This is a genomic window from Neorhizobium sp. S3-V5DH, assembly GCF_004343065.1.
Classification (GTDB): Bacteria; Pseudomonadota; Alphaproteobacteria; order Rhizobiales; family Rhizobiaceae; genus Neorhizobium; species Neorhizobium huautlense.
In genome coordinates, this window is the sequence record NZ_SMCL01000011.1 from 17,879 (window position 1) to 43,992 (window position 26,114).

Genomic DNA, 26,114 nt, shown 5'->3' on the forward strand with positions numbered 1-26,114 from the left:
GCCGAACCTTACCAGCAAGATATAATAAATGACAAGTGAAAATTAAGGTGAGTGCGCCGCAAAAAAGAAGTAGTTGCAGAAGTAATTCCGTGAAAACTGTCATCATATCTGCCTTAAATCCCGGCTCGACAGCTTTCGAAAAGGAGGTATACTGTTATAGAAGTGGTGGATAGCCGAGTGCGGGGGCGCTTAGATGCATGATGCAAGCCAGCGAGCCATGCCATATTCCGCAATGCAGCAATACGATGTCATCGTATTAGGAGCGGGGATTTCAGGGCTTGTTGCTGCCTCGATATTAACGAGCCAAGGGAATCGTGTCGCAGTCGTGGATAGCTACGATCGGGTCGGAGGCAACCACCTGGATTGGTCCTCGCCAGACGGCTATACATTCGACGTGGGGAGCCTGATCTTCCAGGACGACTCCCCCTTGCTGCGGCACTTCCCGGAGCTTCTTTCGCGCTACATTCCAATCAAGCCGAGTTGGGGAAGGCTCAACCCGCAAGGCAAGATTACCCATTATCCGATATCGATCCGCGATGACATTATCGGTGCCGGCCCACTCGGCGTTGCGCGAATCTTCGCTTCGGTGCTCTACGCTCGCATTTTTTGCAGGCGGATGGACAATGCCAAAGATTTCGCCCGCTTCTGGGTTGGCGCATACCTGCTCCACCGCTCTGGGTTAGAAACCTATATGCGGCGGTTCTATGGGGTCGCTGCCGACAAAATCGATCTGGAGCTTGCGCGAAAACGCATGCTCTGGATTGCAGAATACGCCTCGTTGAAAAACCTTTTGCGGCGGCTCCTCACTCGAAAGAAGCCGCGTGCGAAGAACCGTCAGATGGCTCGGCCCAGGGAAGGGTTTGCAACCCTCTATCAGCCGTCAGTAGATAAGCTCGAAAGCTCCGGTGTAAGCTTCAAGCTCTCGGCCGAGATGCACCAGATCTGCAAGACGGTGTTTGGCTTCGAACTTCACCTCGGCGATTCGAGCATTACGACAACCAGGATCGTCTCGACCGTCCCGATCGAGGTTGCAGAGAAATTGTGTGGAACGTCGACGTCCTGCGGTCTCAACACGATTACCTTGATTACGCTCTATTTTTCCTTTTCCGGTGACCGCGGCTTTCGACAATCGATTATCTACAACTTTTCTTACGAGGGAGCTTGGAAACGGCTCACGGTCTATTCCGATTTCTACGGGCGGGTGAATGACCGGGAGTATTTTGCGGTAGAGGTGATCGCTGGTGCCGTTACATCCCCAGAACAAGCGGAAACTGATTTCCGGCTGCACGCCCGTCAGAATCACCTGTTTCTAGGGGATCTGAAGCTCGAGGGCAGCCAGACATTGACGAATGCCTATCCGATCTACAGCAAGGGAGCAGCCGCCAGCGCCGCCGATGCCATTCAAAGGTTGCGGGCCTTTGGGATTGAGTCAATGGGCCGGCAGGGCGCTTTCAACTATCAGCCGACCGCGAGGGTCTCCACGATAGACGTCGAAGTCGCAATTGACGGCAACTAATAGCGCGTCTGCCTTGGCCAAGCGGCACCCGGTGCCGTCTTCGTTCAAGAAAAGTCAGGGCTGAACTCGATCGAAGGAGGTGGACGAATGCGAATTCTGCATATCCTCAATCATACCAGGCGACTTAACGGCAACGTTCATGCGGCGGTCGATCTTGCATGTGCGCAAGCAAGGCTTGGGCATCAGGTTTACCTGGCAAGCGGAGGTGGCGACTTCAACGGTCTCCTTCAGTCGCAGGGTATCGAAACCCTGACGATCGACCATGAGAGGAAGCCGGCAAAACTCCTCAAATCCCTGTTTGGCCTTTATCGGCAAGCGCGTGCTTTAGACATTGAAGTCATTCACGCTCACATGATGACGAGCGCCGTCCTTGCTTTTCCGGTTTGCAAACTCAAGGGCATACCCTTGGTGACCACGGTTCATAATGAATTCGAGAAAAGTGCAACGCTGATGGGGCTCGGGACACGGGTTATCGCCGTCAGCGATGTCGTCGGTGCTTCGATGCGGCGGCGGGGTGTGAAGGCATCTAAATTGAAGGTGGTGCTTAACGGCACTATCGGATCAAGCCGCTTTTTGGAGCGTGTCGAGGAGCCCAAAGCGCTGAGGTCGCCAAGCATCTTGTTTGTTGGCGGTCTCCACCCGCGAAAAGGTCTGCCGGACCTCATTCACGCCTTCGACGTGGTCCACGAGAAATTTCCTGCAGCTCACCTGTATATCGTTGGCAACGGCCCGTTTCGCGAAACCTATATGCAACTGGCTGCTTCTTTGAAATGTGCCGCCGCCGTCACCTTTGCAGGCTCGGTGAGCGACCCATACCCCTATATGCGGGCTGCCGATATCTTCGTGCTTCCCTCCCACGCAGACCCAGCGCCCCTCGTTCTTTCCGAAGCCCGGGAAGCCCAATGTGCGGTAATCGGGGCGGCGGTTGACGGGATACCGCAATTGCTGGAGCACGGTGAGGCGGGCATGCTCGTGCCGCCGCGAAATCCGCAAGCGCTTGCAAATGCGATCATCGAACTCCTGGACGCGCCCGAAGACATCAAGGTCTGGAAGCAAAAAAGTCAGTTCAAGATAGAGAAGCTGACGATCGAGCGCGTTGCAAGAGAGACGTTGGACGTCTATCGATCAGCGCTTCCAAGCGGCCTCGCGCGACTGGCCGGATAAACGATCATCCGTTGTTCGCCGCTTGCACATTAGATGGAAAAAGCTCGCTTCAAGCGCGATCGCAATTGCCTGGATCGCGACGGATCGATCCGTATCGCCGCCGCCTTACGCGCCAGATTGTTTGGCAAAATAAAAAGCGCGATTGCGAAAAGAGAAAGCGCCAGGCGTTTTTTACCTGAGTTTTCGCGCATGACGGCGCCTATATAGGCTCTGGTCTGAAGCATATCGGGCCGCTTGCCATCGACAACCATGCTCATCGCCTTGAGCTCCATCACGTAAGCGTAGTCATCGCGAACTTCGATCTTCTCCGCCGTTTCGCAGCGCTCCTGAACCAGCTGCGAGAGGTGGTGCAGGCGCCCCACGAAGCGGTCGATATAGCCTTTCATCCGTGTGGACGTTAGAACCGAAAACGCTGACTGGTTGGAATTGTGGATCCGGTATTTTCCCAAAACCTCATCCAACGATACGACCCGCCCCACAAATGGCGCCAGAAGATAGGGCACTCCATCGATACCCCGCTCATAGGTCATCTCGCCGAGGCCCATATAGACATCGCGCCTGTAGATATTGCCCGATGTCGGCGGCGTTTCGTAATAGCCTCTTGAACGGATCGACTGGATGAGGGGAACGGAATCTTCGGACCGCTGAAGAGAGGGGAAGGGGTTGCCGATCGATCTACCGTCCTTGTCGATGGGAGCGAGCATGAACTGTATCTTGGATACGTCGGGCCGCAGATAGCCGGCGATCTGGGTGAGGGCTCCCTCCAGAAGCAGGTCGTCGGCATCGAGGAAATATACGAAATCGCCTCTGGATAGCGAAAAACCGGTGAAAGAGGTCTTGAGCTGGCCGCGGTTTTCAGTCCGCAGCGCAACGATCTGGCCTTCGAATTGTTGGATCTCTTCCCAGGAGCCGTCGGTTGACCCGTCATCGACCACGACGATCTCAAGATTTTGATAGTCTTGGGAAATAACGCTCCTTATGCACTCCCCAATATAGGCCTCATAGTTGTAGCAAGTGATGATAACGCTGAGAAGTGGATGTTGATTTATCATCTTGCAAACCTTCTCCGTTAAGTCTATGTTGCAAAGCAGCATAGCAAGTGCATCGCAATACGTCCATAGAAACGCACAAATATTAATGACCGAAATCATCATTGCCTTGTCAGACCTGGATGGCGAGCTATGACGTTATTGGTTAAGTACTAAGATTTTTATTCTCGGATGATGTCCGTCCGATCACGGTCAGCCGTGTTCTGAGAACGCCTGTTCGTTTTCCGGACAGGTCGCCTGTTAACGTGCAATCTAACAACCCGTGGGCACCTCGGGCGGTTCAACCCTGCTGCCGACTGGGCCGGAGGATGTAAACGAATGGATATTACAGCCGGTCATCGTCAGCGGAACGATCAGGGTCGAATGGGACGCCTGAAGGTCCTTTACATACAACCGGGCACGAGTTCGTTTGCAGGGATCGAGCGAGTGATCGATTCAGTCTGTTCGCTATTGGCCGACAGGTATTCGCAGGACTTCGAGATCGACGTTCTTTACACCTCGATTCATAAGAATCGTCCTTTGGATGCTCGCGGCTACAATATCATTGACCGGGTGGTGAAATCCCGCCTTGGCCTCATCCGCGCTTTCAGGGGCGTCGTCAGAGCGAAAAGCTACGCGCTTGTGGTGGTGCCGCAGATCGAGCCTACGGTCATATGCATGGCTGCGTGCATTGGCCTTGATCGCCGCTTTGCAATTCACCTGCATGGCAACCCTCAGCGTGAACGCAGCCATGCCAAGGCAAAAATACTCTTCTTCCTGATGCGGATTTATTTCCTCAAAAGGGTATCTTACGTCTTCGGAACATCACCAAGGCAGTTGGACGCCTTCAAGCGCATGTTTCGAAGTCAGGTGCCGCAGGTCTGGGTTCCCAACCCGGTTCGGAACTTCGAGTATACCGCGAATGACGTTACGGATAGTGCCGGCCCCGTCACCTTCGTCAATGTCGGGCGCTTTGCCTTTCAAAAAGGACAAGATATCCTTCTTGCCGCCTTTGCGGAGCTGATCAAGATCCGCTCCAATGTCAGATTGAAGATCGTTGGATATGGTGCCGGCGAAACGGCCTTGCGAACCGAGATCGAGCGATTGCAATTGGCCCATGCTGTTTCCATTGAACATCATCCGGTCAATCCGCAGCCGGCGCTTGCCAGTAGCGACGTCTATGTATCGACATCGCGCTGGGAGGGCTGGTCGCTTGCCATATGCGAAGCCTTGAGATTCGGCCTGCCTGTTGTTGCAACTGACTGCGAATTTGGACCCAGCGATATCCTCGTCGATACCCGGCTTGGCCGTCTGGTGCCGACAGGCGGCGGCGAAGCACTGGTGCAGGCCATGGCATATTACTGCGACAACTTGGCCGCGGAGAGGTCGCATGCCGCCTTTCGCCGGAAGTTTATAGATCGCTACAGCCCCGAGCGGGTGGTTGACATACACGCCGAGGCTTTGCGCGCCGCAGCCAAAGAGCCCTCATAAGCAGCATTTCAACCAGGGAGATCAGCCATGTTGCCTTCATTGTCGCGGCGCAGTCTCCTGAAACATGGCGCAGCGTTTATCGGATGCGATCTGGCCTGTGCTGGGAAGCTAATCGCAGCTGAAAAAGATGACGATCCTACGCTGGGGCGCGAACTCGTCTTCGAAGACAATTTCGAGACGCTTGACTGGTCAATTTGGAACGCAGGCCCGAAGGCAACCACATCCGACACCGGCTTTTATGGGCGCTCGGCCTTCGCCAAAAAAGGCGGCGAAGAGGGTTTTGATCCCTATGCCATCGTCGACGACCCCGTCGCAGAACGCGGCAAAGCTTTAAAATTATCGGCAAAATACATCGGTCGCACGATGAACGTCCGGAAATACTACGGAAATACATTAGCAGAGTTCCAGTGGATTTCCGGCAATCTTCAGATGGCGATGAAAGACGGCACGATCCTCAAAGGATGGCGCAACGGCTATTTTGAAGCCCGCATGATATTTCCACGGCATCCCCTCAGTTGGCCCGCCTTCTGGATGTTGAACGGCAAGAGCATCTTGGCCCCCAAGACCAGCATCGAATTGGACATTGTGGAGCATAAGGGATGGGAGCCGACTGTCTACGGAACCTATATGCACGAATGGGGACAGCCGGGAGAAAACAGCAGGAGTACCGGCGTCGATACACCGGTGGACATGACAAAAGGATATTATCGCTACGGCATGCTCATCGATGACAGCCGTTGCGTTCCCTTCTTTGAACGCAAGCCGGTGATCGACAAGAAAACGGGCAGGCCTGCCGACTGGCGGTTGACCCGCTCAGGTCAACTCAACGATGAACATGACATCTTCTGGCCGCTTTTGACGCTCGCCCTGCGCACCGACGTGCCTTTCCCGCAGCCATTGAAGGATGAGGACAGGTTGACGGAAATGCGCGTCGATTACTTCAAGGTGTTTTTGTAGGATCGACATTTCCGGCTCCCTGGATCGCCTCGACGGTTACGATCGGCTGACCGATGGGCAGGTTCACTTTTTGTGAAGGACTGGCGGCCAGTCTTCTGCCACACCAAGCGATTCGTTTGGCAATGACGGAGACGGCATGACCCTGATGCAATTCCCCGCCGACCGGCGGGCGGCCGAAGTGAGACGTTGCGCGCAAGCCCTTCGGACACTCCATGGCCAAGAAGCAAACCTTTTCTGGCGATCGGAAATGACGCTTTTTTCCGCGGAACTCTCAGCGCAAGGCGCATCTGTGGAAGAAATCTCCCATCAGGCGAGCCTCTTCATGAATGCGGTGCAGCTGGAACTGCAGAAGGAATACGCTGCAGCCGCATCGGGATCATGAACGACGATTGCATCTCCCGCTTTGATCGGTCGTCTTGACCTCCCTTTACGGCGCGGGGGCTATTGTCTGTAGCCATGCCGGGCGAAAAAGCGGTCGAGTTCCCGCTGCTGGGGCGCCTGGCCGGTATAGATCGCGACGTATCCGGGGATGCGTTTCATGCGCAGGGTGATGTCCTCCCTGGATTGCATGGAGATATATCCGATCTGTACCAGATAGGTCGTTCTCGCGCGAACATCCGCGGACCCTTCGTCGCAACCGAACCGCATGAACATTCGGCTGAGCGCCTCCATTCTCACCTGGTCGGCCTGCTGCACGTCAGCCAGGATCTCGGGCGATTGAAGCGCCCAGCTGCGGACGGCAAATTCGAATTGGGAATCGAAAAGCTCCTTGTTCAGCCAGCAGTCGAAGACGTTCAGCATCGCTTCGGCGAGTGTCTCCGCATAGGCCTCGGATTGCTTCACAAGGTTGCCGGTGTTCTTCTCTCGCCAGCGCGAGATCAGCGCGGACAGCAGCTCTTCGCGATCCTTGAAGAACCAATAGAAGCTCGTCCGGGAAAGCTTGAGCCGTTTTGCAAGCGGCAGGATCTTCACCGAATCCACACCGGACTCGAGCAGAGAAACGTAGGCAGCTTCGAGCCACCCCTCGTAGGAGCCCCGCCAGCCGCTGTCACTTGTCGCTTGATCCATAAATCCTCCTAACCAATCCAAGCGAGAGCTACAAGCCGAATGTACATATCTGCCCAGGCAAAAGACACTACTGTTTTCATCGTTGACATATATGTACATTCCCACCTAACTTTGCGCGAACATCCCTAGGCCGGAGCCCGCGCATGTCGAACGATCCACTCCTTCAGCCCTATAAGCTGAAGCATCTGACCTTGCGCAACCGTATCATCGTGACATCGCACGAGCCGGCCTATCCGGAGGACGGCATGCCGAAGGAGCGATACCGGGCCTATACGGTCGAGCGGGCGAAGGGCGGCGTGGCATTGACCATGACGGCGGGTTCCGCCGCTGTGTCGAAGGATAGCCCCCCGGTCTTCAACAATCTGCTCGCCTACAAGGACGAAATCGTACCGTGGATCCGGCAGATGACCGATGCCGTGCACGAGGAGGGGGCAGCGATCATGATCCAGCTCACCCATCTCGGCCGCCGCACGCGCTGGGACAAGGGTGACTGGCTGCCGGTCGTGGCCCCCTCCCATCATCGCGAGGCTGCGCACCGCGCCTTCCCGAAGAAGCTCGAAGATTGGGATATCGAGCGCATCGTCAAGGACTTCGCTGATGCGGCCGAGCGCATGAAGGCAGGCGGGATGGACGGCGTCGAGCTGGAGGCCTATGGCCACCTGATCGATCAGTTCGTTTCCCCGCTCACAAATGAGCTTGATGCACCCTATGGCGGATCCGTTGAAAACCGCTTGCGCTTCTGTCTGGAGGTTTTCAAGGCGATCCGCGCAAGGGTAGGCGACGATTTCATTCTCGGTGTCCGATACACCGCCGACGAATGTCTTCCGGGCGGTACCGGACAAGCTGACGGCATCGAGATTTCGAAACGTCTGAAGGACAGCGGGCTGATCGATTACCTGAACGTCATCCGCGGCCATATCGATACGGATCCCGGCCTGACGGACGTTATCCCGATCCAGGGAATGGCGAACTCTCCGCACCTCGATTTCGCCGGCGAGATCCGCGCGGCCACGAACTTCCCGACCTTTCATGCCGCGAAAATCCCCGACGTCGCCACAGCGCGTCATGCCATTGCGGCGGGCAAGGTCGACATGGTTGGCATGACGCGTGCGCACATGACCGACCCGCACATCGTGCGAAAGATCATCGAGAAGCGGGAAGACGACATCCGTCCCTGCGTTGGCGCGAATTACTGTCTCGACCGCATTTACCAGGGCGGCATGGCCTTCTGCATCCATAATGCCGCGACAGGTCGCGAGGAGACCATGCCGCACACCATTCCAAAAGCCGCCCTGCGCAAGAAGGTGGTGATCGTCGGGGCAGGGCCGGCAGGCCTGGAGGCCGCACGCGTTTCGGCCGAACGTGGCCATCACGTCGTGGTTTTCGAGGCGGCGAACGATCCAGGCGGCCAGATCCGGTTGACGGCGCAGAGCGAACGTCGGCGGGAAATGATCAGCATCATCGACTGGCGGATGAGCCAATGCGAAAAGCTCGGCGTCACCTTCCATTTCAACACCTGGGCGGAAGCGGACACGGTTGCGGCGGAAAATCCCGACATTGTCATCATCGCAACCGGCGGACTGCCGCATACCGAGGTGCTTTCGAAGGGCAACGAACTCGTCGTTTCTTCCTGGGATATCATTTCGGGCGACGTGAAGCCCGGCATCAACGTGCTCGTTTTCGACGACGCGGGTGACCATGCAGGGCTGCAGGCCGCAGAATTTATCGCCAAGGCGGGCGGCAAGGTCGAGATCATGACGCCGGACCGTTCATTCGCTCCGGAGGTCATGGCGATGAACCTTGTGCCTTATATGCGGTCGCTTCAAAAGCTCGACGTGACTTTCACGGTCACCTATCGGTTGGAAGCGGCGGAGAGGCGTGGCAACCAGCTCATCGCCCACATCGGCAGTGACTACGTCGGGGTTTCCAGGCAGCGGATGGTTGATCAGATCGTCGTCAATCACGGGACCATTCCCTTGGATGATCTATACTTCGAGCTGAAGCCCGGTTCGAAAAACCTGGGCGAGGTCTCCTATGACGAGCTGCTTTCCGGCGCACCGCAAACGATCGAACGCAACGCGTCTGGCTCCTATCAGCTTTTCCGCATCGGCGATGCGGTGGCGGCCCGCAATACGCATGCTGCCATATATGATGCGCTGCGGCTGGCAAAGGACATCTGAGAGTAGCCGGAGCGAGTGAAGATCTGAAAGCGACTCCCGATTAGCATCAGTATCTTGAACGCGTCCCAGGCCGGTGGAATTGTCAGGCTTCGGGAATGGCTGCTTAACGAAGATGCACCACGATCGGAATGCCGTCGATCGTTTCCACCCGCATCCCGAATCCAAAGATGGTATGCAGCGTTTCCGGGGTGAGCAGTCCTGAGGGCGGGCCATCGGCAATGATGCGGCCGGATTTCATCGCCACGATGCGGTCCGCATAGACCCCCGCCTGGTTGATATCGTGCAGCACGATGACGACGGTTTTGCCCTTGCCATCGGCGATCTTGCGCAGCGACCGCATCAGCTCACGGGCAAAATACATGTCGAGATTGTTAAGCGGTTCATCGAGGAGCAGATAGTCGGTACCTTGCGCGAAAGCCATGGCGACGAGGGCCCGTTGACGTTGCCCGCCGGACAGGGTCTCGATGAACCGGCCGGCAAGATCGGTCAGGTCGAATTGCTGCAGCGACTGGTCGATGATCCTCTGGTCCTCCTCCGTCAACCGGCCGCGTCCATGCGGGAAACGGCCGAAACCGACGAGTTCGCGGACACGCAGCCGGCTTGTCACGATCGAGTCCTGACGCAGGATCGCGATGATCTTCGCGAGATCCCGGTTCGGTGTCATGTCGACCGGAAAGCCTTCGACGCTGATCTTTCCTGTCTGCAGCGGTTGAAGCCGCGCGATCAGCGAGAGGAGCGAGGACTTGCCAGCCCCATTTGGACCGATCAGCGCGGTGATGCCGCCTTTCGGGATCTCGAGCGAGATATCGTGCAGGATCCTCGTCGAACCGTGTTTCAGCGAGACTTTTTCCACCCGGATCATCTGCGGCTCCCGAGGAAGAGGAGAATGAGGAAGGCAAGGCCGCCGGCGAATTCGATGACGACACCGAGCGTGGAACTGTTGTCGAGCCCATGCTGGAAGAATGTCTGGCCGCCGACGAGGATGATCACGGCGGTGAAGGCCGCTGCAGGCATCAGCATGCTATGGCGCCGGCTATCGACAACCCGCTCCGCGATGGCGACGACCAGGAGACCAAAGAAGGCGATCGGCCCGACCAGTGCGGTTGATACGGCTACCAGCGACGAGACGAGCAGTAGAAGGCCGGCGACCGTTCTCGCCCAGGCGACCCCAAGTCCGGTCGCGCTGTCGGCGCCGAGCGCCACGATGTCCAGGAGATGCCGCGCCCGCCAGGCGATCACCGCGGCCACGGCGGTCAGAATTGTTGCAAAGATCAGCACGTCGGTGCGGACATCGTTGAAGTTGGCGAAGCTCGCGCTCTGTGCCACGGCGAAGTCATTGGGATCGACAAGGCGGGCCAAGAGTGATTGCAGGCTGCGGAAAAGGATGCCGAAGATGACGCCCGCAAGCAGCATCAGCCCCATATCCGTGCGGCGCCTCAGCATCGGCAGCAGGAGAGCGGTCGCCAGGCCCATGAGCAGCATCACTTCGCCGGCGAATTTCAGCTGGGGATCGAGCGCCGAGTAGCCGAGCCCGCCCAGCAGAAACACGAGCAGCATTTGCCCGAACAGATAGAGCGCGTCGAGCCCCATGATCGAGGGCGTCAGGATGTGGTTGTTGGTCACCGTCTGGAAGATCACCGTCGACAGGGCGATGGACAGGCTGACCTGCAGCAGGGCCGCGAGTTTCGTTGCGCGCAGTAAGAGCACGAAGCCGATATTGCCGCGCAGTCCGATTGTCATATAGGCGACGATGCAGACAATCGCGGCCGCGCCGAGACAAAGGAGCCGACGGTCAGGCATGGGCCGGCCGTCGAAAGAGAAGCCAGAGAAAGACGCCGCCGCCGACGCAGCCCACGACCGTACCGACGGGTATTTCGTAGGGATAGCGGATCAGCCGGCCGAGGATGTCGCAGCCAAGCACCAGGATCGCACCGCTCATGGCGACGACGGGCAGCGTACCGCGCAGGTTGTCGCCCATCAGCCGGGATACGATATTTGGTACGACGAGGCCGACGAAGGGGATCATTCCGACGATCACGGTGCTAAGGGCCGAGAGGACGGAGACAATCACGAGACCGAGTTGCAGCATGCGGGAATAATCGATGCCAAGCCCGATACTGGCGTCGCGGCCCATCGCCATGATCGTCAATCGGTCGGCGATCATCCATGCGACCACCAGCATGGCCGCGGCGGCCCACAATAGTTCATACCGCCCGCGTAGCACCCCGGAGAAATCTCCGTTGGTCCAGACTGAGAGATACTGGAGCAGGTCGGCCTGCCAGGCGACGAAGGTAACCGCTGCCCCGATGACGCCGCCATAGACGATGCCGAACAGGGGAACCAGAAAGGGTTGGGTCGGCGGCAGCCGATGCGCCGTCATCAGGAAGATCGACGTACCGAGAAGCGCGGTCGTGGTCGCGACGATGCTTTTTATGAAGAGGTTTGCCGAAGGCCACAGCAGCGTGACGAGAAGCACGCCAAGTTCGGCGCTCTGTGCAGTACCGGCTGTCGAGGGCTCGACGTAACTGTTGCGGGCGAGCGTCTGCATGATGAGGCCGCCGATCGCCAGACCCGATCCGGCAAGCAGAGCCGCCAGCGTTCGCGGCAGGCGGCTGATTAGCAGCAGTTCCAGCGCCCCGGCGTCGGAAAACACTCGCCGAAAGGGCATGTCGATGACGCCGACGAACAGGCTCAACATGACGAGAACCGCAAGTACGAAACCCGCGGCCAATCCGATAGGTGACGGGTTCTGGCGAGCGGCTGTATTCATCTGGCGGCGGCAAAGGCCTCGGCGATGGCTGCCAGCACGCGCTGCATCGACTGGATCCCGCCGGCGGCGATGTAGAATTCCGCGGCCGGCAGATAAACGACCTGTCCCTTCTTCCACGCGGTCGTCTGGGCGACCAGTTCGTTGTCAAGCGTCGCTTTGGCGCCCTGTTCGCCGGAACCTATCGCCGAGGCGCGATCCAGAACCAGCAGCCAATCGGGATTGGCCTTGCTGATGAACTCGAAGGATATCGCTTCGCCATGGTCCGCCGCCCTTACGTCGGGAACGGCCGGCGGCAGGCCGAGCGCGGCATGCACCCAGCCGAAGCGCGAGCCGGGACCATAGGCCGTCACCTTCGGTCCATTGGTCATGATGATGAGCGCCTTGCCCTTGCCGGCGACGGCTGCCTTTGCGGCCTTGATCTGTTCGTCCAGCTCGCCTGCAGCCCTTTCGGCTTCCACTTGCTTGCCGAAAAGAGCGCCATACGCGGCCAGCCGCTCCTTGGCCTCGGCCACCAGATCGTCGCCATCCATCGTCATGTCGATGGTCTGCGCCACCCTGGCAGCAGCATCCGCTTTTGTAGAGGATCGTCCACCGACGATGATGAGGTCGGGCGAAAGCACGCTCAGCGCCTCGAGATCCGGCTCGAAGAGGTCGCCGACGACTTCCGCATCCTGCTTGAGAGTCTTCAACGGCGAAAGATAGAGATTTTCCGGCACGCCGGCCGGCTTGATGCCGATCCGGTCAAGCGTGTCGATGGCGGCGATATCGAAGACCGCGATCCTTTCCGGTGTCCTCGCGATGGTAACAGGACCTTTGGCAGTGTTGATATCGGCCGCATGCGCCGACAGCGCAGAAAAAGCAAAAGCGGCCGCCGCCGCGATCATCCCGAGATTCATCGCCTCACCATGTCCCCGTCGTTCCTGGCGTCTCAGCCGTTATCCTGAACCTGCCATTGCAACGCTTCCAGGTTTTCCCGGAATGCAAAGCGAACCAGATGCCTCTCGATCACCGATTCCGTTTCCGAGAGCTGCTCGTCGTCCGCCGCGATCGCCACGATCTTCAGCCTCTCGGGATCGGCGTCCAACACAGCGGTTCCGCAGGAAAAGCGGCATTCGCCACGGGTTTCGAAATAGGTGGTCTCGATCTTGTGGGCGAAATGTTTGCAGAGCTGGACGAGATATTTCGCGCCGTGTTCGGTCTGCCATTCTGCGATTGCCTGCACCAACGGTCGCTCCTTAATATGACTATTATCTTCCACTTATCGCGAAGCGCGTATGGCGGCAACCGGAAAGGCCGCCGCTACACGCCGACGTGAACAGCGATCACCCGCCTAGAATGTAGCCTTCGCGGTCAGCAGGAAGCTGCGGCCTGGTTCATAGAGCGGATTAACGGTCCCAAACTCCTGGCCATAGGTGGCCCGATTGGCATAGGTCTCGTCGAAGATGTTCTTCATCTCGGCCCGGAAGCTGAAGTTCGGCAGCGTTTCCGGCTTCCATTCGGCGAACAGATTGACGACCTCATAGGCTTTGTAATCCGGCATACCCGCCGCAACGTGGTCGTATTTCGGGGCAAGCTCGATATCGCCGCCGATGGTCAGGCCCCAGTCGGCGAATGTATGTGCAGCCGTGACGGTGATGATGTCGCCGACGGGAGTTGCCAGATAGTTGCCCGCATCGGTATCGGCCGGGGCGCCGTCGATATCGACGTCGATATGGGCATATTTGACCTTCACGTAGCTGCTGGTCCACTCGTAGCCGAGGCCGATCTCGAAGCCCCTGGACTCCACGTCGCGGCTGATGACGGCTCCACCGGCGGCCGGGCTGTAGCTGGCGTCGCGGGCGTTGAAAATGTCGGTCCGGAAAATGCTGCCCTCGGCCGTGAAACCTTCGTAGTTGGCTTCGAGGCCGAACATGTAGTTGTTGGCGGTGACGACGTCCGGTCCATCCGACCCATAGTCCCACGCGGGATTGATGATGAAGTTCTCAGCGAGCGGAATGCCTGCCCAGACATGCGAGAAACCGGCTTTGGCGGTCAGGAAATCGGTCAGGTCGTACTCGCCGGAAATGTTGGCGCTCAGCCCGCCATTGTCGAACTCGGAGCCGTCGACGCCGGTGAACCACTGGTGATCTGCCCGTGCTCCGAAGGAAAGCCGCGTCCGCTCCCAAGGCTCCAATCGCGCCTGGGCGAAGATGCCGACATTGGTGGCCTTCTCTCGGCCCGAATCGGAGAAGCGGAGCACTGCACTCTCCGCATCGAGCTTGGCGCGATCGCTGTAGAAGTCGACACCCGCCACGATATTGCCCATGTCGAAGGAAAACTTGTTCTGGAATTTTCCGTTGAAGCTCGATGTCTCGCCGATCGACGGATAGGTTATCGGAATCGATGGGGCAGGGCAGCCTCGAGGGCATGAGTAACCAAGCGTATCCACCTCGGTCTTGCTGTAGGCGAGCATGAACGTCGGATCCCACCAACCTTCCGGGGATGTGTCAGTGTAGGTAAGGACCGTATTCTGGCGGTCTATCCGGATATCGCGAACACGCGGTTCCCAGGCCGGACGGCTCGGAATGGAACCGACGTTCGGCCGGAATGGGCGAGCGGCATCGTCAACGATCCGGTCGTGGCTGATTTCGAAGCGGTGCCCGTCATCGGTTTCATAGGCAATCTTGCCCAGGCCGCTTAAAAGGTCTGTTTTTGTGCCGCGGACCTCTTCGCCGTTTCCACCGACGAACTCGTCACCCTTACCGAAGGTGAAATAGCCCAGGAACTCAAAGCCTTCGTGTTTGCCATAGGCGGAAAGGCCCGTCGTGACGGTGTCGCTGTTGAAATTGTAGGTGGAGGTGACGAAGCCGCCGATCGATTGGTCAGGCGCCAAAAGGTCGATCGCATCCTTGGTCTCGTAGTTGATTGAGCCGGCAAGCGCGCCGGGGCCGGCATCGGCCGGCGCGATGCCGGCATCGACGTCGACCGCCTTGAGGATCGAGGGGTCGATCAGGTTGGTGGCATTGTGGTGGAAGACCTTGTTGTTCTGGCGCGCGCCGTCGATGCTGACCGCGAGATTGGTTTCCTCAACACCATGGACATAGACCTTCTGGGACATGGGCAGCGAACTGCCCACCTGCACGCCGGGCTCTTCACGGAAAACATCGGCAATGTCGATCGGATTGATCCGTTCCAGCTGCTCCGGACCGATGACCGTTTCGCCCACGTTACCTTCCGCACCCGTCTGTCCTTGCAGAACGATTGGTCGGAGCGTGGTTGCGCCTTCGACCGGGAGGTCGCCGCCAGAAGACGCCTGAGCGCCGATCACGGCAGTCCCGTTGGCGATCCGATAGTTGACCCCGGTACCGGCCAGCATGCGAGCGAGCGCCTGATCCGGAGTGAGGTTGCCGCTGACCGCCTTGGCATTGATGCCGCGCGAGGTCGAGGCGGCGAGCGTAACCTGCAGCCCTGATTGACGGCCGAAAGCATTGACAGCCGAGGCCAGCGGCTGAGCCGGGATATCGAAACTGCGCGTCGCTGTCTGTGCCAGGACAGGGCTGACGATGATCGAGCTTGCGGCAATCGCTGCGGCGGTGACCGTTGCCAACAAGCGCACTGCGAACGCCCTGTTCCTGCCCCTGGTCTCCGCTCCACACAAAACCCTACTTGCCGGAAAGCCCATCCGCCCCGTCTCCTGTTATAAACTATTCGCCAAGCCCCCCGGCCAGCGTTTCAGGGTAGAGACGACTGCAGACGGCGGTTTTTTCACCGCTTGCGAAAATTTTTATGAAAGTTTAACAGCCTAGAAGAGGGCAAGCACGCGCAGGTAGGGCGAAATACGGTGCATCTTGCCGCCGAACGGCTGGACGAGCGCTTCGAGCGCCCGGTCCGGGTCCGAGAGATCGTAGAGTCCTGTCACGCGGCGATCGGCGAGCTCTGCGCTTGGAATGCTGATCCACGCCGAATGGTACCGCTGCAATTCCTCGACCACCGACGCGATGCTCACGTCGTTAACGAACAGGCGGCCGTTTCGCCAGGCCGCCATGTCCTCGGGTGCAATCCGGCTGCGCGATATCCGGCCTTCTCGATGACCGACGGTGACGGAATCGCCGGGCGACAGCTCGAACGGATGTGCGGCTCCTTTGACCGTGAGACCGACCACGCCTCGCATAAGCTCGACGGTCGTATCTCCCGGTTTCATGTTAACGTCGAATGCCGTGCCCAGCACCGTGACCTTGACGCCTGCGGCATCGACTGTGAAAGGCCGCGCCGGATCGTGCTTGACGTCGAAAAAGGCCTCGCCTGCGAGCAACGTCACGCTACGTGTGCCTTTGGTGAAGGCCGTATCGATCGCACTCCTCGGGCCGAGTTGGACCACCGTGCCGTCCTCCAGCGTGATCTTGCGCAGCTCGGCTGTGCCTGTCGTGAAATCCGCCCGGTAGTGAAGGAGAAGCGGGGGGCCGGCGAAAGCCAGCACAAGACAGGCCGCCAGTGCGAGCGCCGCTGTGGTCCCCCAAGCACTTCGCCGGCGGGGGAGAGGCACTGTCGTTCGGCTCGTCTCGTGCGAGCGCCTTTCGTCGGCAGGCTTGGTCGCGCCCATCAGCGACCAGGTCTTGCACGCTTTCATCCAGGCATTGCGATGCGCCGGAGACCGGTGGAGCCAGGCAGCGAAATCGCGCTGGTCAGCGGGTGAACGAGACGGCTCGCGCAAGCGCAGGAACCAGTCCATGGCTTCTTCCAGAATGCTCTCGTCTGTCTCGTCGTGCCGCGTCAAGTCGTACCTGCTTCGGATATCTCGCTGCTTGTACCCGAAATTTCTTTCCTTTCGTAGGAACGATCGATCGGTCCGGATTTTTCGCGCAATGTGGGTTTCAGATAGTTTTTCTGTCGAGCGCCGTGGCGATCTTCATCATGGCTGTGCGCACATGCCGGTGTGCGGTCGCCACCGAGATACCGAGATGTTGTGCTATACTATCAAGCGTATGCCCGCCGAAGCGATACATCTCCACCGCAGTGCGAATCTCGCTCGGCAGCGAGTTGAGCACCTCGGCGGCAATGCGAACTTCGTCGCAGAACATGACCGTCTGTTCCGGTGTTTCGACAGGCTGCGGCACTGTCCAGAACGGCGCCTCGTTGGCTTGCCCCCGATATTCGATCTTGCGGCGTTTCAAGACGTCGAAGGAAAGATTGCGAACGATTCGATAGAGATAGGCAATCGTCTGCCGCGCCGTTTCACCCGTCATCTTACCGGGCGCCAATCGCAGATAAGCCTCCTGGACAATATCCTCTGCTGCCTCGCGTGAGCCGAGAATGCGCGCTGCATAGTCGACCAGCGCGGGGCGATGGGTTAGGTAAAGACTATGTCGATCGTCAATTTTCAGCGTCATTGATCGGCTTGTCAGGTGCCCCGTAGAAGACCGGACGCAGCTTCGGATGTATCTGAGCCTGCGCCGCGAGCACGCTTTATCGCGCTCGCGGGTCCATCTAGCATCAAAAACATGATAACAATAGTCATATTATGCAGCGTCGCTGAGATCGCCAAAGCGGCGCGCTTCTGGGTAGCACGAGGGGGATCAGAGATTCGGGAGGCTTGCCTCAAGACGATGGTGGTTTGAGGCGCTCTTGGGTTGCCTGCTTGCCAATTGCCGTACCTTCGTCAAGTCGTTGCGCAGCATTTCCAGGCAGTCGTCTCCAAACCATTCCAACGAGGCTTCGGCACCTGTATCCCCGATAAGATCGGAGAGAAAACGAGAATAGTCGAGAGCGCCTTCGAACAGAGATGTCATCCCGCGGCGGTCGCCGCCTGGCGCGTAGACGTTGGCAGGCTCGAAAACGCCGAGATCCTTGCGATGACGGACGTTTTTCAGGTGATAGTGGCGTATCGCGGCGCCCATCCGCTGGCGTATGGCAACCGGATCGTCTCCGCCCTCCCAGACATGCAGCGCGTCAAAGTTGATGGCAAAGAACGGATGGTCCACCTCGTAGATCAGTTGCAGCGTCGAGGCAGAGGTATCCGCAAGCGTATTCGGGTGGGTTTCCGCAAGCAGATAAATCCCGTAATTTGCCGTGACGTCGCAAACGTCGCGCAGCCGGTCCGCAATCAGGCTTCGTTCTTCGGCGCAAGCCATTTTGCTTGCCGTGCTGCCCGCAAAGGTCCTTATCTTCGAAGTTCCCCAATTTCGGGCCAATTGGCAAAGTTCGTTCGTCTTTTGCCGCACCGAGCGCGCATCCGCATCGAGCGGCAGGTAGTCGCTGATCATCGGCACGGATAGGCCATAGTCCTCAAGCCAAGCGCCATTCCGCTCGGGATGAGCGGCAAGATTGCGGGCATGCACGCCCCAAAGTTCGATGCCCTGGAAGCCGGCTGATCGCGCCCAGGCAGCCATTTCACCGAGCGACATCAGGTGATGGCGGAAGCTGATGCTGCAGATGGACAGTTTCATGCCATTGCCCTCTTCAGGTCCGGGGCAGTGTCTGCTTCCTGCTGACCGCACCACATTGCAAAGACCTCCCCCAGACAATCTTTCAGCTTGCGTTCCAGCCGGTCAGCCTCGGCAATCCGCTCGAAGACAGCGTCGGACTGGGCTCGGTCCTCCGTCTGAGCAAGCTTCATGCAGGCATAGTGCAGGTTCTTCAGAGCCTGGACGAGCGCCTCGATCTCCTCGCACCAGGTCTCGAACTCGGCGGCTGGAAGCTTCAGGGCGCGCCAGAAAAAGGCGAAGCCGTGCTCATAGGCATATTTGCGGATGGTGATCACCGGCAATTCCCGAACCGCCAAGGCCAGTTCGGCGAGCCTTAGTCCGTCGCGGCCCTCAAGATGCGCCGTGACGATGGCGCGAACCGCATCTGCGAGCGGGTTGCGGTGGGCGACGAAACAAGCCTCGAAATAGGCCTTCAAGTCGTCTGGCTCCGGCTGCCGAGCGAGCGCGTTGTCGAAAACGTACCCGCCGCCTACGGTCGGCTGCTGGATCGCGTGGATCACCTTCTCCCGTTCGATCTCTCCTTCCCAACGATAGTCCGGATCGTGCACGAACCATTTTCCCGGATCCGTGGTCTTCTGCAGCATCAGGTAGTGAGGGAAGGGGTTCTGGTTGAACTTGTTCTCGCGCTCGGGAAGGTGGAACATATCCAGCATCACCATGACCGAGCCGGTGTCAGGGCGGGTTTCGACGAGTTCGATGAGAGTCGCGAGATTTTCGAGCTTGGATACCCTCGGATCGTACCATTCACGGATCGGGACCCGGTAAAGTCGGGAGAACCAGTCGCGGAAGAAATCCTGGGTGATTTCCGGCGAATGGTAGAGAAGCTCGAACCGATCGCTGATCGTGAACTTTGCGTCCCAGACGCCAAAGTAAAAAGGCCTGTGATCGAGGCCGTTGCGCTTCAGCCCGTCGCAGACGCAACTGACGAAGCAATGAACCTTGATGTCATAATAGGCCTCGCCATGGACGCCTTCATCCGTGGATCCACCGGTCATCGGAAATGACGGAATGGCGGTTTTTGGCGTATAGAGCGCGACAAGATCGGCCACCGTGGCGAGTTCCTGTCGGGCGATTGCCTCTTCCGGCATGGCAAGCCCGTATTCCAGCTCGAGATTGAGGAATATCTGCAGGATGAGCACGGAATCGAGATAGAGATCCTCGTTGAGGCGGGCTTCCGGGGCAAAGCCCTGCATATGCGGATGAGCCATCTGCTCGGAAAGCACCGTACGGACGGCTTCCAGAATTTCGTCGCGATTCATGAGACAACTCCTGCTCCGAGAACTGCGAACTCGCCCGCAGCATGGCGGGCCGCGACGTCGCGGCGACTGATCTTGCCGTTGGCTTGGCGGGGAATCTCGCCGACCTGGACCATCTCCATGGGCAACTGGTGGCTTGCGAGATGGCGGCTGCACCATTCGCGGATGTCCCGCGACGACACGGGCCGGCTGGCGCTGTAGAGGAGGGCGACCCGCTCGCCGGCGAAACGGTCGGTCTTGCGGAAGGCAACGGCGTCCGTGACATCAGGCATCGCCATCACCGCGTCCTCCACGTCACCGGGATAGACGTTAAGGCCAGACACGTTGATCATGTCGTCCATGCGCGACATGAAAACCAGCATGCCGTCTTTGCGCCGATAACCGAGGTCGCGGGTGTGGATCGCCGCGCCGCCGTCGCTTTGAACAACGATCTCTCCGGCGTCTTCGGCGCTTGTCCCCGTCGAGATTTCAAGGTGCGGCAGGACGAAGCCCATGTCCGCGGCGGCGCGCATGTCCGGATTGATCGCGATGCAGCCGGATTCCGAGCAGCCGTATTGCTGGAAGAGATGCTCGCTCCTCGCGCGGATCTGCGTGAACCATGGGTCGGGCAGCAGCGTACCGGATGTCATGGCGGCATAAAGCCTTTCCCCCTCCGGTAGAAGCCGGGAGAGCGTATGAAGGATCGCGGGCGACGAATAGAGCAGCGGCCGATCGATCTCACGCAACACCTTGAGGAGATGTTTCGGGTTTCCCGTCTCCACCACGACGGGAACCTGCCCGCGTTTGAGGGCAACAAGGATACCGCAGATCAGGCCATAGGAATGGGTCGTCGGGCAGGCGATCACCGGCGTCATGCCTTCCGGCTCGCGGAAGGTTGAAACATAGCTCTTAACCTCCCGGTCGATATCGTTCCAGCTTCTGGCGATGCATTTCGCAGCCCCTGTCGTGCCGGAGCTCATATGCAGCAGCCGGCCAGGTCCTAGCGCTTCTTCCTGCGCCTCCAGCACTTCCGCCGTCAGGCTGTTATAGAAAAGCCGATCGCAATTTGCGGTCATCGCGAGCTTGCGCGCGGCCGGATAAGGCGTGCCGGGATGGATCGGCAGCACACTGGCTTCCGCCTTGCGGATGGCGAAGAAAAAGGAGAGCCATTCGGCCGTGTTGCCGAAGCAGACGGCATAGCGACCGGCTTTTCCCCCATTAAGGCCGACCTGCCTGCCGATCCGATCTCCTGCTTCCTCGAAATAGGTACGGTCGTAGAGCCGTCCATCGATCTGGATCATGGCTTTCTCCTTCGTTCGGTTATTCCCGCGGCCCAGGGCATTCGGAATTTCGTGGTGATATTCCGGCTTTTGCGCCAGAAGCTTTCGGGTAACCAGGGATTCGGTTCGGATGAACGGGCGGTCATGTCCGAGTTCAGCCAGGCGGTTCTGGACCGGCCAATCCTCCGCGTAAGCTGCCAGCAGCTTTTCGACCCTTTCCCAGAAGCGAAACTCCGGCAGGCCGTAGCAGACGTCGAGGAGATGCGAGATTTCGCTGAGGTTGAACACGAAAAGCGTATCCATGACGAGTTCTCGCAGCGAATCGAGATTGTCCGTCCAGTAATATTGGTCCGGTTCGGCGTCCCGATAGACCGGGTTCAATGAGAGGAAATCCGGCGCCTTGTCCGGCTCCCGCAGGAAGCTTGAGGAAAATTCGACGCTTTCATGAAAATCACGCAGGATGAGCCGCACCGGCCAACCGTCGCGATGCACCAGCAGCATGTTCTGGCCATGCGCCTCCACCGCTATGCCGTGCACGACGAGCAGATGCCATACGGGCAGGATGGCAACCTCCTGGAGCCTGTTCATCCAAGGCATCAGGCCGAAACGCGTGATCCACTCGTCAGCGAACGGCCTGCCGTCGCCTTCGATCATCATCAAGGCGTTGAAGGGGACGACGGCTTCACCAGGCTGCAAGGTCGCTTCAGCATTCTGCCGCCAGATTGCGCCGATCTGGCCGGCGAACGGCCCGCGGGCATCGGCAATGAGGCCGGCATATTCCTGCAGGATGGTAAGCGGGTATCGTTCCTGAAACGCCGGGTCACCGGCGATGATCTCGGCGATCCAACTTGACAGCACCGGCGCCGTGCAGACCGAATGCGGTTCGAGCGTGCGGCGCGAGGAGGTGTTGACGATGTTCAGCGGCAGCTTGACGCTCGCCGCCCCCGGTCGGTCGAGATTGATGAGTGAGCGAACCGATTGAGTTGCCGTATACCGATCGCCGATTGCACCGAGATAATGGGCCTCGCCAGCGGCGATCCAACCCGCAGCGATGGCTTCACCGAGATCCTTCCATTGCCATGGATGCAACGGCACGAGGCCGAAATCTTCGGCCGGCAAAGGTAACGCCCGCCGTTTTGCCTCGACATCCGCCCATGTCTCCTCGCCGAGCTCCCGGAGCCAGAAGTCCTCTTCACGTTCCGGAAGCGCAAGGCGGAGATGTTTTCGGGCAATCAGCAGCCAGACAAGTTGAAACGGTTGCCCCGCTTCCGGACTGTAGGCCGCGTGGTCCGCGAGCGAAAACCCCAGCCGCGCACGGAAGCACGGGTGGTAGGGATGCCCTTCGTCCAACGCGCCTTCCAGCGCCGCAAAGGACATCCCGCGCCGATCCTTCGGAGGAATATGGTCATGGTTCCAATCGGAAAAGATGACCGTCTGTTCCAGTTCCCTGAACAGTCTGCCGCGCGTGACGCCTGTCCCGGGCAGATCCGGAACGATTGCGGAAAGCGGGGCGGGTTCCCAATGATTGCCGGAGCCCAGCATCTCGACGGAACCCGGCGCGATTCGAATACGTCCGAACGCCCCGATCTCGCCGCGGCAGCGGAACCTCTTCCCGCCAAGCGACCAATCGAATTGCATTTCACCATTGCTGATGCTGGTGCGCGCTTCCACAAGGCCTTCAAAGAGCAGCGCAGCGACGAGCTGGCGGATGACCCGGTCGCGGGCCCGGCCCGGTTCTTCAAGAGGCAATGGCATGGTCAACCCTCGATGCGGCGAGCGCGGCTGGAACCCTCAGCGGGTTCGGGATGGGGCGATAGAGAGAGGTGCTGCCGCTGGATTGCAGTTCGTCCACGTCGAACAGCCTGGTCGTCAGATTGGCCTTGGAGGTGATGGTCGGAAGATCGAGGACATGCCTTGCAAACTCCCTGCCGACACCGCGCATGGTTCGTGCGCACTCTTCGAGATGCGCGCGCAGCGCGCAAAGAAGCGTGCCCTCGTCGCAGAGACCGTCATGCCCCATGCGGCTGATGACGGAAAACACCTGGTTGACGATCAGGTAATAGGCGAAGCGGTCGCGGATTTCACCATCGGCGAAATAGAGAGAGGCGATCGTCTCCGTTTCCGGGACAAGGCCTGCAAGCTGGCCGCGATGACGCTCGGAGAGATAGAAGCCCTGATTGTCGCGGTAATAGCTGACCGAAGGGTAGCCTGACGAAATATCCAGAAGGCTGTTCTGCTGGTGGGCTTCGAGCGCCACACCGTGATCGTCATAGAGCCGGATCAGCGGCTCGACGGCGCAGGCGAGGTAGCGATTGAACCATGCGAGCGCAATGTCGGAGACCCCGCTCGCCCCTCTGACCGCCAGTTCGCGGATGATCCGCTCCAATCGCGAAAGCCTGCCGGGGAGGGGATCGGCGGTCAGCGCGGCTACGGTGACGACGCCCAGTCCCTTCTTGCCCCGGAACGGGTTCTCGCGAAGGATGACCTCAAAGCCACTTTCCTCGCGATCCGGCAGGTCGAGCGTGATATAGGCGGAATCGTGGATGACGCGGAAGTCGGTGACCCGTTCTACTAGGCGGATGCGCTGCATGAGCCGCGCCATGGCGACACCGGCATCGAGCTCCTGGCGACGATTGATGCGGACGGAATTGGTAATCCGCACGGGAAGCGAGAATTTTACCATCCAGTCGGCGCCGTCGCTGTAGACAGTCCGTACCGAGGAAGTCGCCGTGAAAGGGAGCCCCAGAGGACCTATGGACCGCAGCTTGCCGCTCTGTTCCAGCGCCTGGATATCGGGTTGGAGGAGCAGCGCTTCCGCCTGAAGCGGATGCATGGGGATGAGGCATTCATCAGCGCCAATATGAAGGCTTTCGCTTGACGGCCCGAGCAGGCCTCGCACTATTGCGTCGGTCTGAAGCACACCTGCGGAAGCCTGGCGCACAAGATCTGCCTTGGCGGCGAAATAGTGGAGCCGAAAGTGCCCGCGCAGTTCCGGCGCATAACTCTCCTGCTGCCAATAAGTCATGCCCTGCCGGCTCTTTGGCGTCGGGTGCTGCCAGTGGCCGAACACCAGCGACTGTTCGGCGTTTATGAAATGATCCTCTTCTCGATATCCCCGTTCTGCTCTCTCGATATAATTGTGCATCTGCTGATAGCTGTCCAAAACCCGCGCCAGCAGCTCCACTTCGAACGTACGCAGCTCATCGCGCTCACCCCCGTCCATTCGGCGGTAGGCTTCGTGAATGAGAGCCGTGAGAGCTGGCAGAGGTTCGATCTGACGCCAGGAGGTTTCGGAAATCGCCCGCGACCAAAGCCTGCCGAAATATTGCGGCCCGCAGATCGACGCCGACACGATCTCCGCGCGCAATAGCATGTGCTGACGCGGCAGCGACCATTCCACACCGTCGACCGTTCCGGTGGCCGTGCGATGCACGACGGGCGTGCCGGGGTTCACTTCGCGAAGATAGCAGTTCGCGAAACTTTGGAATGTCGCCGTTTCCGCCGCTTGCCTTGACGATTGCATGCTTCTCCATCCCCATCGCGCATATAGCGATCACGCAATGGTGCTCCGTTTTGGCCTTGCCCGTTGACAGCCGGCGGCTGCGGGCTTTCAGCGCGGCTTGTGCCGACAGTGATCCGGTTGCCGGGTTTTGGCCCTGTTGGCTTCCGGTCGAAGAATGGAGACTTCGAACTGCTTCTGATTTCGTGCGGATGAGGCCGGGCCGGAGAAGGAGCGCGGCAGAATTGGTCTTCCCTGCAATGCATGAAGATGAGATTTCATGGCACGAACTCGTTCTCGATCATCCCGGTTCCGGCGCATGCGCGGCATGCGTTCCAGACCCAAAGACGATCGGCCAACGGTTTTTTTTCATCGGTTTTGCTTTTTTTCGCGGTGCGCGGAAAAAGAGGCTATGGTCACATGAGACTTCTGGTTTTGCGGCTGTCGCGCTCTTCGCGTTTCTCAATCACCTCCCCATACACCCATCAGCATCTTGAGAAATCGCTCTGCCGCCGGCGACAAGGTGCCGCCGCGGCGGCGAACCACGCCGATCGTGCGGGATATCTCGGGATTGCGGATGGGCCGGGTGATCAGGAACGGATGATCGTCTCGCGGGGTTGCCATTTGTGGCAGCACCGAAATCCCGAGGCCCGCCTCCACCAATCCGAGGGAGGTGGACAAATGGGTCACCTCGTAGAACCAGCGAAGCTTGATGTTTGATTTTGCCAGTGCCGCGTCGAGCAGCGTTCTGTTGCCGCTCGATCGATGAACCGTGATCAGATGATAGGGTTCCAGGTCCGCCCACCCGACCGTAGGCTTGGCCGCGAGGGGATGATCCCTGCGCGCTGCCAGCACGAAAGGGTCTTCCACAAGCCGCTCGAAGGTCAGATCGGGATCCGACGTGCCCATGAGGTTAATGCCGAACTCCACTTCCCCGCGTGCCACGGCTTGAAGACCGTCGGTCGCCGGCAGATCGAGGATTCGAAAGCGAATGTTCGGATACTCTTCGTTGAACTGTCGGATGACGGTCGGCAGGAAGTAGAATGCCGCCGTGGGAAGGCATGCGATCGTCACCAGTCCGCCTCGATTGGGTCCGACGTCACGGACCGCAAACAGAGAACCGTCGAACTCCTCCAGCATGCGCCGGACGAGCGGCACGAGCTCCGTACCGAGGGCCGTCGCGGACACATGCCTGGTTGTCCGTTCCAGGAGAGGTGCTCCGATAACCTGCTCCAGTTTTTGAATGCGGCGGCTCAGCGCCGGCTGTGACAGATGCAGAGCGTCGGCCGCGCGATGAAAGCTCTCCAACTCCACGACGCTCAGGAAGGCTCGAAGATCAAGTATCTCGCAATTAATGCTCATCCTGCATCAATCCTCCGATTCTTCGCATTTCACAAATAAACGCATATTCCGATAATTGGATCAAACAGCGTCGATTGATACGGCGATGACATAATTCCAATGG

The 26,114-nt window shown here is 59.0% G+C and carries 21 protein-coding genes; 6 read left to right on the top strand and 15 right to left on the bottom strand.

Going from position 1 to position 26,114, the window contains the following annotated elements; genetic code table 11:
* The first annotated feature begins 193 nt into the window (after window positions 1–193).
* Window positions 194–1,516 carry an NAD(P)-binding protein gene (locus EDE09_RS16105; RefSeq protein WP_132411650.1) on the top strand — a complete coding sequence of 441 codons (1,323 nt, stop codon included), beginning with the start codon at window positions 194–196 and terminating at the stop codon, window positions 1,514–1,516.
* A gap of 87 nt (window positions 1,517–1,603) precedes the next feature.
* Window positions 1,604–2,680 (top strand): glycosyltransferase family 4 protein, encoded by a 1,077-nt coding sequence (locus EDE09_RS16110; protein WP_132411652.1) that lies wholly within the window; start codon window positions 1,604–1,606, stop codon window positions 2,678–2,680.
* 29 nt (window positions 2,681–2,709) lie between these two features.
* On the opposite strand, the gene EDE09_RS16115 is transcribed toward EDE09_RS16110, so the two are convergent.
* Window positions 2,710–3,732 (bottom strand): glycosyltransferase family 2 protein, encoded by a 1,023-nt coding sequence (locus tag EDE09_RS16115; RefSeq protein WP_132411654.1) that lies wholly within the window; start codon window positions 3,730–3,732, stop codon window positions 2,710–2,712.
* 315 nt (window positions 3,733–4,047) lie between these two features.
* Between EDE09_RS16115 and EDE09_RS16120 the strand changes: the two genes are divergently transcribed.
* The 3 genes from EDE09_RS16120 to EDE09_RS16130 all read left to right on the top strand — a co-directional run bounded on the left by EDE09_RS16120 (window position 4,048) and on the right by EDE09_RS16130 (window position 6,538).
* Window positions 4,048–5,199: a glycosyltransferase gene (locus EDE09_RS16120; protein WP_132411656.1), complete on the top strand. Its 1,152-nt coding sequence runs from the start codon at window positions 4,048–4,050 to the stop codon at window positions 5,197–5,199.
* Window positions 5,200–5,226: 27 nt separating this feature from the next.
* Window positions 5,227–6,156, top strand: a complete 930-nt coding sequence (locus tag EDE09_RS16125; protein ID WP_132411658.1) for a family 16 glycosylhydrolase — start codon at window positions 5,227–5,229, stop codon at window positions 6,154–6,156.
* Between the two features lie 145 nt (window positions 6,157–6,301).
* Complete coding sequence (locus EDE09_RS16130; RefSeq protein WP_245505176.1) at window positions 6,302–6,538, top strand: DUF6074 family protein; 237 nt, start codon at window positions 6,302–6,304, stop codon at window positions 6,536–6,538.
* A 59-nt stretch (window positions 6,539–6,597) separates the two neighbouring features.
* On the opposite strand, the gene EDE09_RS16135 is transcribed toward EDE09_RS16130, so the two are convergent.
* Entirely contained in the window at window positions 6,598–7,224 is a 627-nt protein-coding gene (locus EDE09_RS16135; protein ID WP_132411660.1) for a TetR/AcrR family transcriptional regulator, read from the bottom strand.
* Window positions 7,225–7,367: 143 nt separating this feature from the next.
* Between EDE09_RS16135 and EDE09_RS16140 the strand changes: the two genes are divergently transcribed.
* Window positions 7,368–9,404 (top strand): NADH:flavin oxidoreductase, encoded by a 2,037-nt coding sequence (locus EDE09_RS16140; protein ID WP_132411662.1) that lies wholly within the window; start codon window positions 7,368–7,370, stop codon window positions 9,402–9,404.
* Between the two features lie 103 nt (window positions 9,405–9,507).
* Here EDE09_RS16140 and EDE09_RS16145 read toward each other — a convergent pair whose 3' ends face one another.
* The 13 genes from EDE09_RS16145 to EDE09_RS16205 form a co-directional block, all read right to left on the bottom strand.
* A complete protein-coding gene (locus EDE09_RS16145) occupies window positions 9,508–10,266 on the bottom strand; it encodes an ATP-binding cassette domain-containing protein (protein WP_132411664.1) in 759 nt (252 codons plus the stop codon).
* Window positions 10,263–11,204: an iron chelate uptake ABC transporter family permease subunit gene (locus EDE09_RS16150; RefSeq protein WP_132411666.1), complete on the bottom strand. Its 942-nt coding sequence runs from the start codon at window positions 11,202–11,204 to the stop codon at window positions 10,263–10,265. Before EDE09_RS16150 ends, EDE09_RS16145 begins: the two co-directional genes overlap by 4 nt.
* Complete coding sequence (locus tag EDE09_RS16155) at window positions 11,197–12,174, bottom strand: iron chelate uptake ABC transporter family permease subunit (protein WP_132411668.1); 978 nt, start codon at window positions 12,172–12,174, stop codon at window positions 11,197–11,199. The genes EDE09_RS16150 and EDE09_RS16155 overlap by 8 nt, the downstream gene beginning before the upstream one ends.
* Window positions 12,171–13,070 carry a siderophore ABC transporter substrate-binding protein gene (locus tag EDE09_RS16160; protein ID WP_132411670.1) on the bottom strand — a complete coding sequence of 300 codons (900 nt, stop codon included), beginning with the start codon at window positions 13,068–13,070 and terminating at the stop codon, window positions 12,171–12,173. Before EDE09_RS16160 ends, EDE09_RS16155 begins: the two co-directional genes overlap by 4 nt.
* A gap of 32 nt (window positions 13,071–13,102) precedes the next feature.
* Window positions 13,103–13,396, bottom strand: coding sequence for a DUF2218 domain-containing protein (locus tag EDE09_RS16165; protein ID WP_348631322.1), 294 nt, complete (start codon window positions 13,394–13,396; stop codon window positions 13,103–13,105).
* A gap of 108 nt (window positions 13,397–13,504) precedes the next feature.
* Complete coding sequence (locus EDE09_RS16170) at window positions 13,505–15,769, bottom strand: TonB-dependent receptor (RefSeq protein WP_245505161.1); 2,265 nt, start codon at window positions 15,767–15,769, stop codon at window positions 13,505–13,507.
* A 186-nt stretch (window positions 15,770–15,955) separates the two neighbouring features.
* Entirely contained in the window at window positions 15,956–16,927 is a 972-nt protein-coding gene (locus tag EDE09_RS16175; protein ID WP_245505162.1) for a FecR family protein, read from the bottom strand.
* Window positions 16,928–17,024: 97 nt separating this feature from the next.
* Window positions 17,025–17,540, bottom strand: coding sequence for a sigma-70 family RNA polymerase sigma factor (locus EDE09_RS16180; protein WP_132411676.1), 516 nt, complete (start codon window positions 17,538–17,540; stop codon window positions 17,025–17,027).
* Window positions 17,541–17,726: 186 nt separating this feature from the next.
* Window positions 17,727–18,596, bottom strand: coding sequence for a sugar phosphate isomerase/epimerase family protein (locus tag EDE09_RS16185; protein ID WP_132411678.1), 870 nt, complete (start codon window positions 18,594–18,596; stop codon window positions 17,727–17,729).
* Window positions 18,593–19,894 (bottom strand): DUF6005 family protein, encoded by a 1,302-nt coding sequence (locus EDE09_RS16190; protein WP_132411680.1) that lies wholly within the window; start codon window positions 19,892–19,894, stop codon window positions 18,593–18,595. Before EDE09_RS16190 ends, EDE09_RS16185 begins: the two co-directional genes overlap by 4 nt.
* Complete coding sequence (locus tag EDE09_RS16195) at window positions 19,891–22,905, bottom strand: IucA/IucC family protein (RefSeq protein ID WP_132411682.1); 3,015 nt, start codon at window positions 22,903–22,905, stop codon at window positions 19,891–19,893. Before EDE09_RS16195 ends, EDE09_RS16190 begins: the two co-directional genes overlap by 4 nt.
* Window positions 22,889–24,673: an IucA/IucC family protein gene (locus EDE09_RS16200; RefSeq protein ID WP_132411684.1), complete on the bottom strand. Its 1,785-nt coding sequence runs from the start codon at window positions 24,671–24,673 to the stop codon at window positions 22,889–22,891. The genes EDE09_RS16195 and EDE09_RS16200 overlap by 17 nt, the downstream gene beginning before the upstream one ends.
* 438 nt (window positions 24,674–25,111) lie before the next feature.
* Window positions 25,112–26,011, bottom strand: a complete 900-nt coding sequence (locus EDE09_RS16205; protein WP_132411686.1) for a LysR family transcriptional regulator — start codon at window positions 26,009–26,011, stop codon at window positions 25,112–25,114.
* Window positions 26,012–26,114 lie beyond the last annotated feature (103 nt).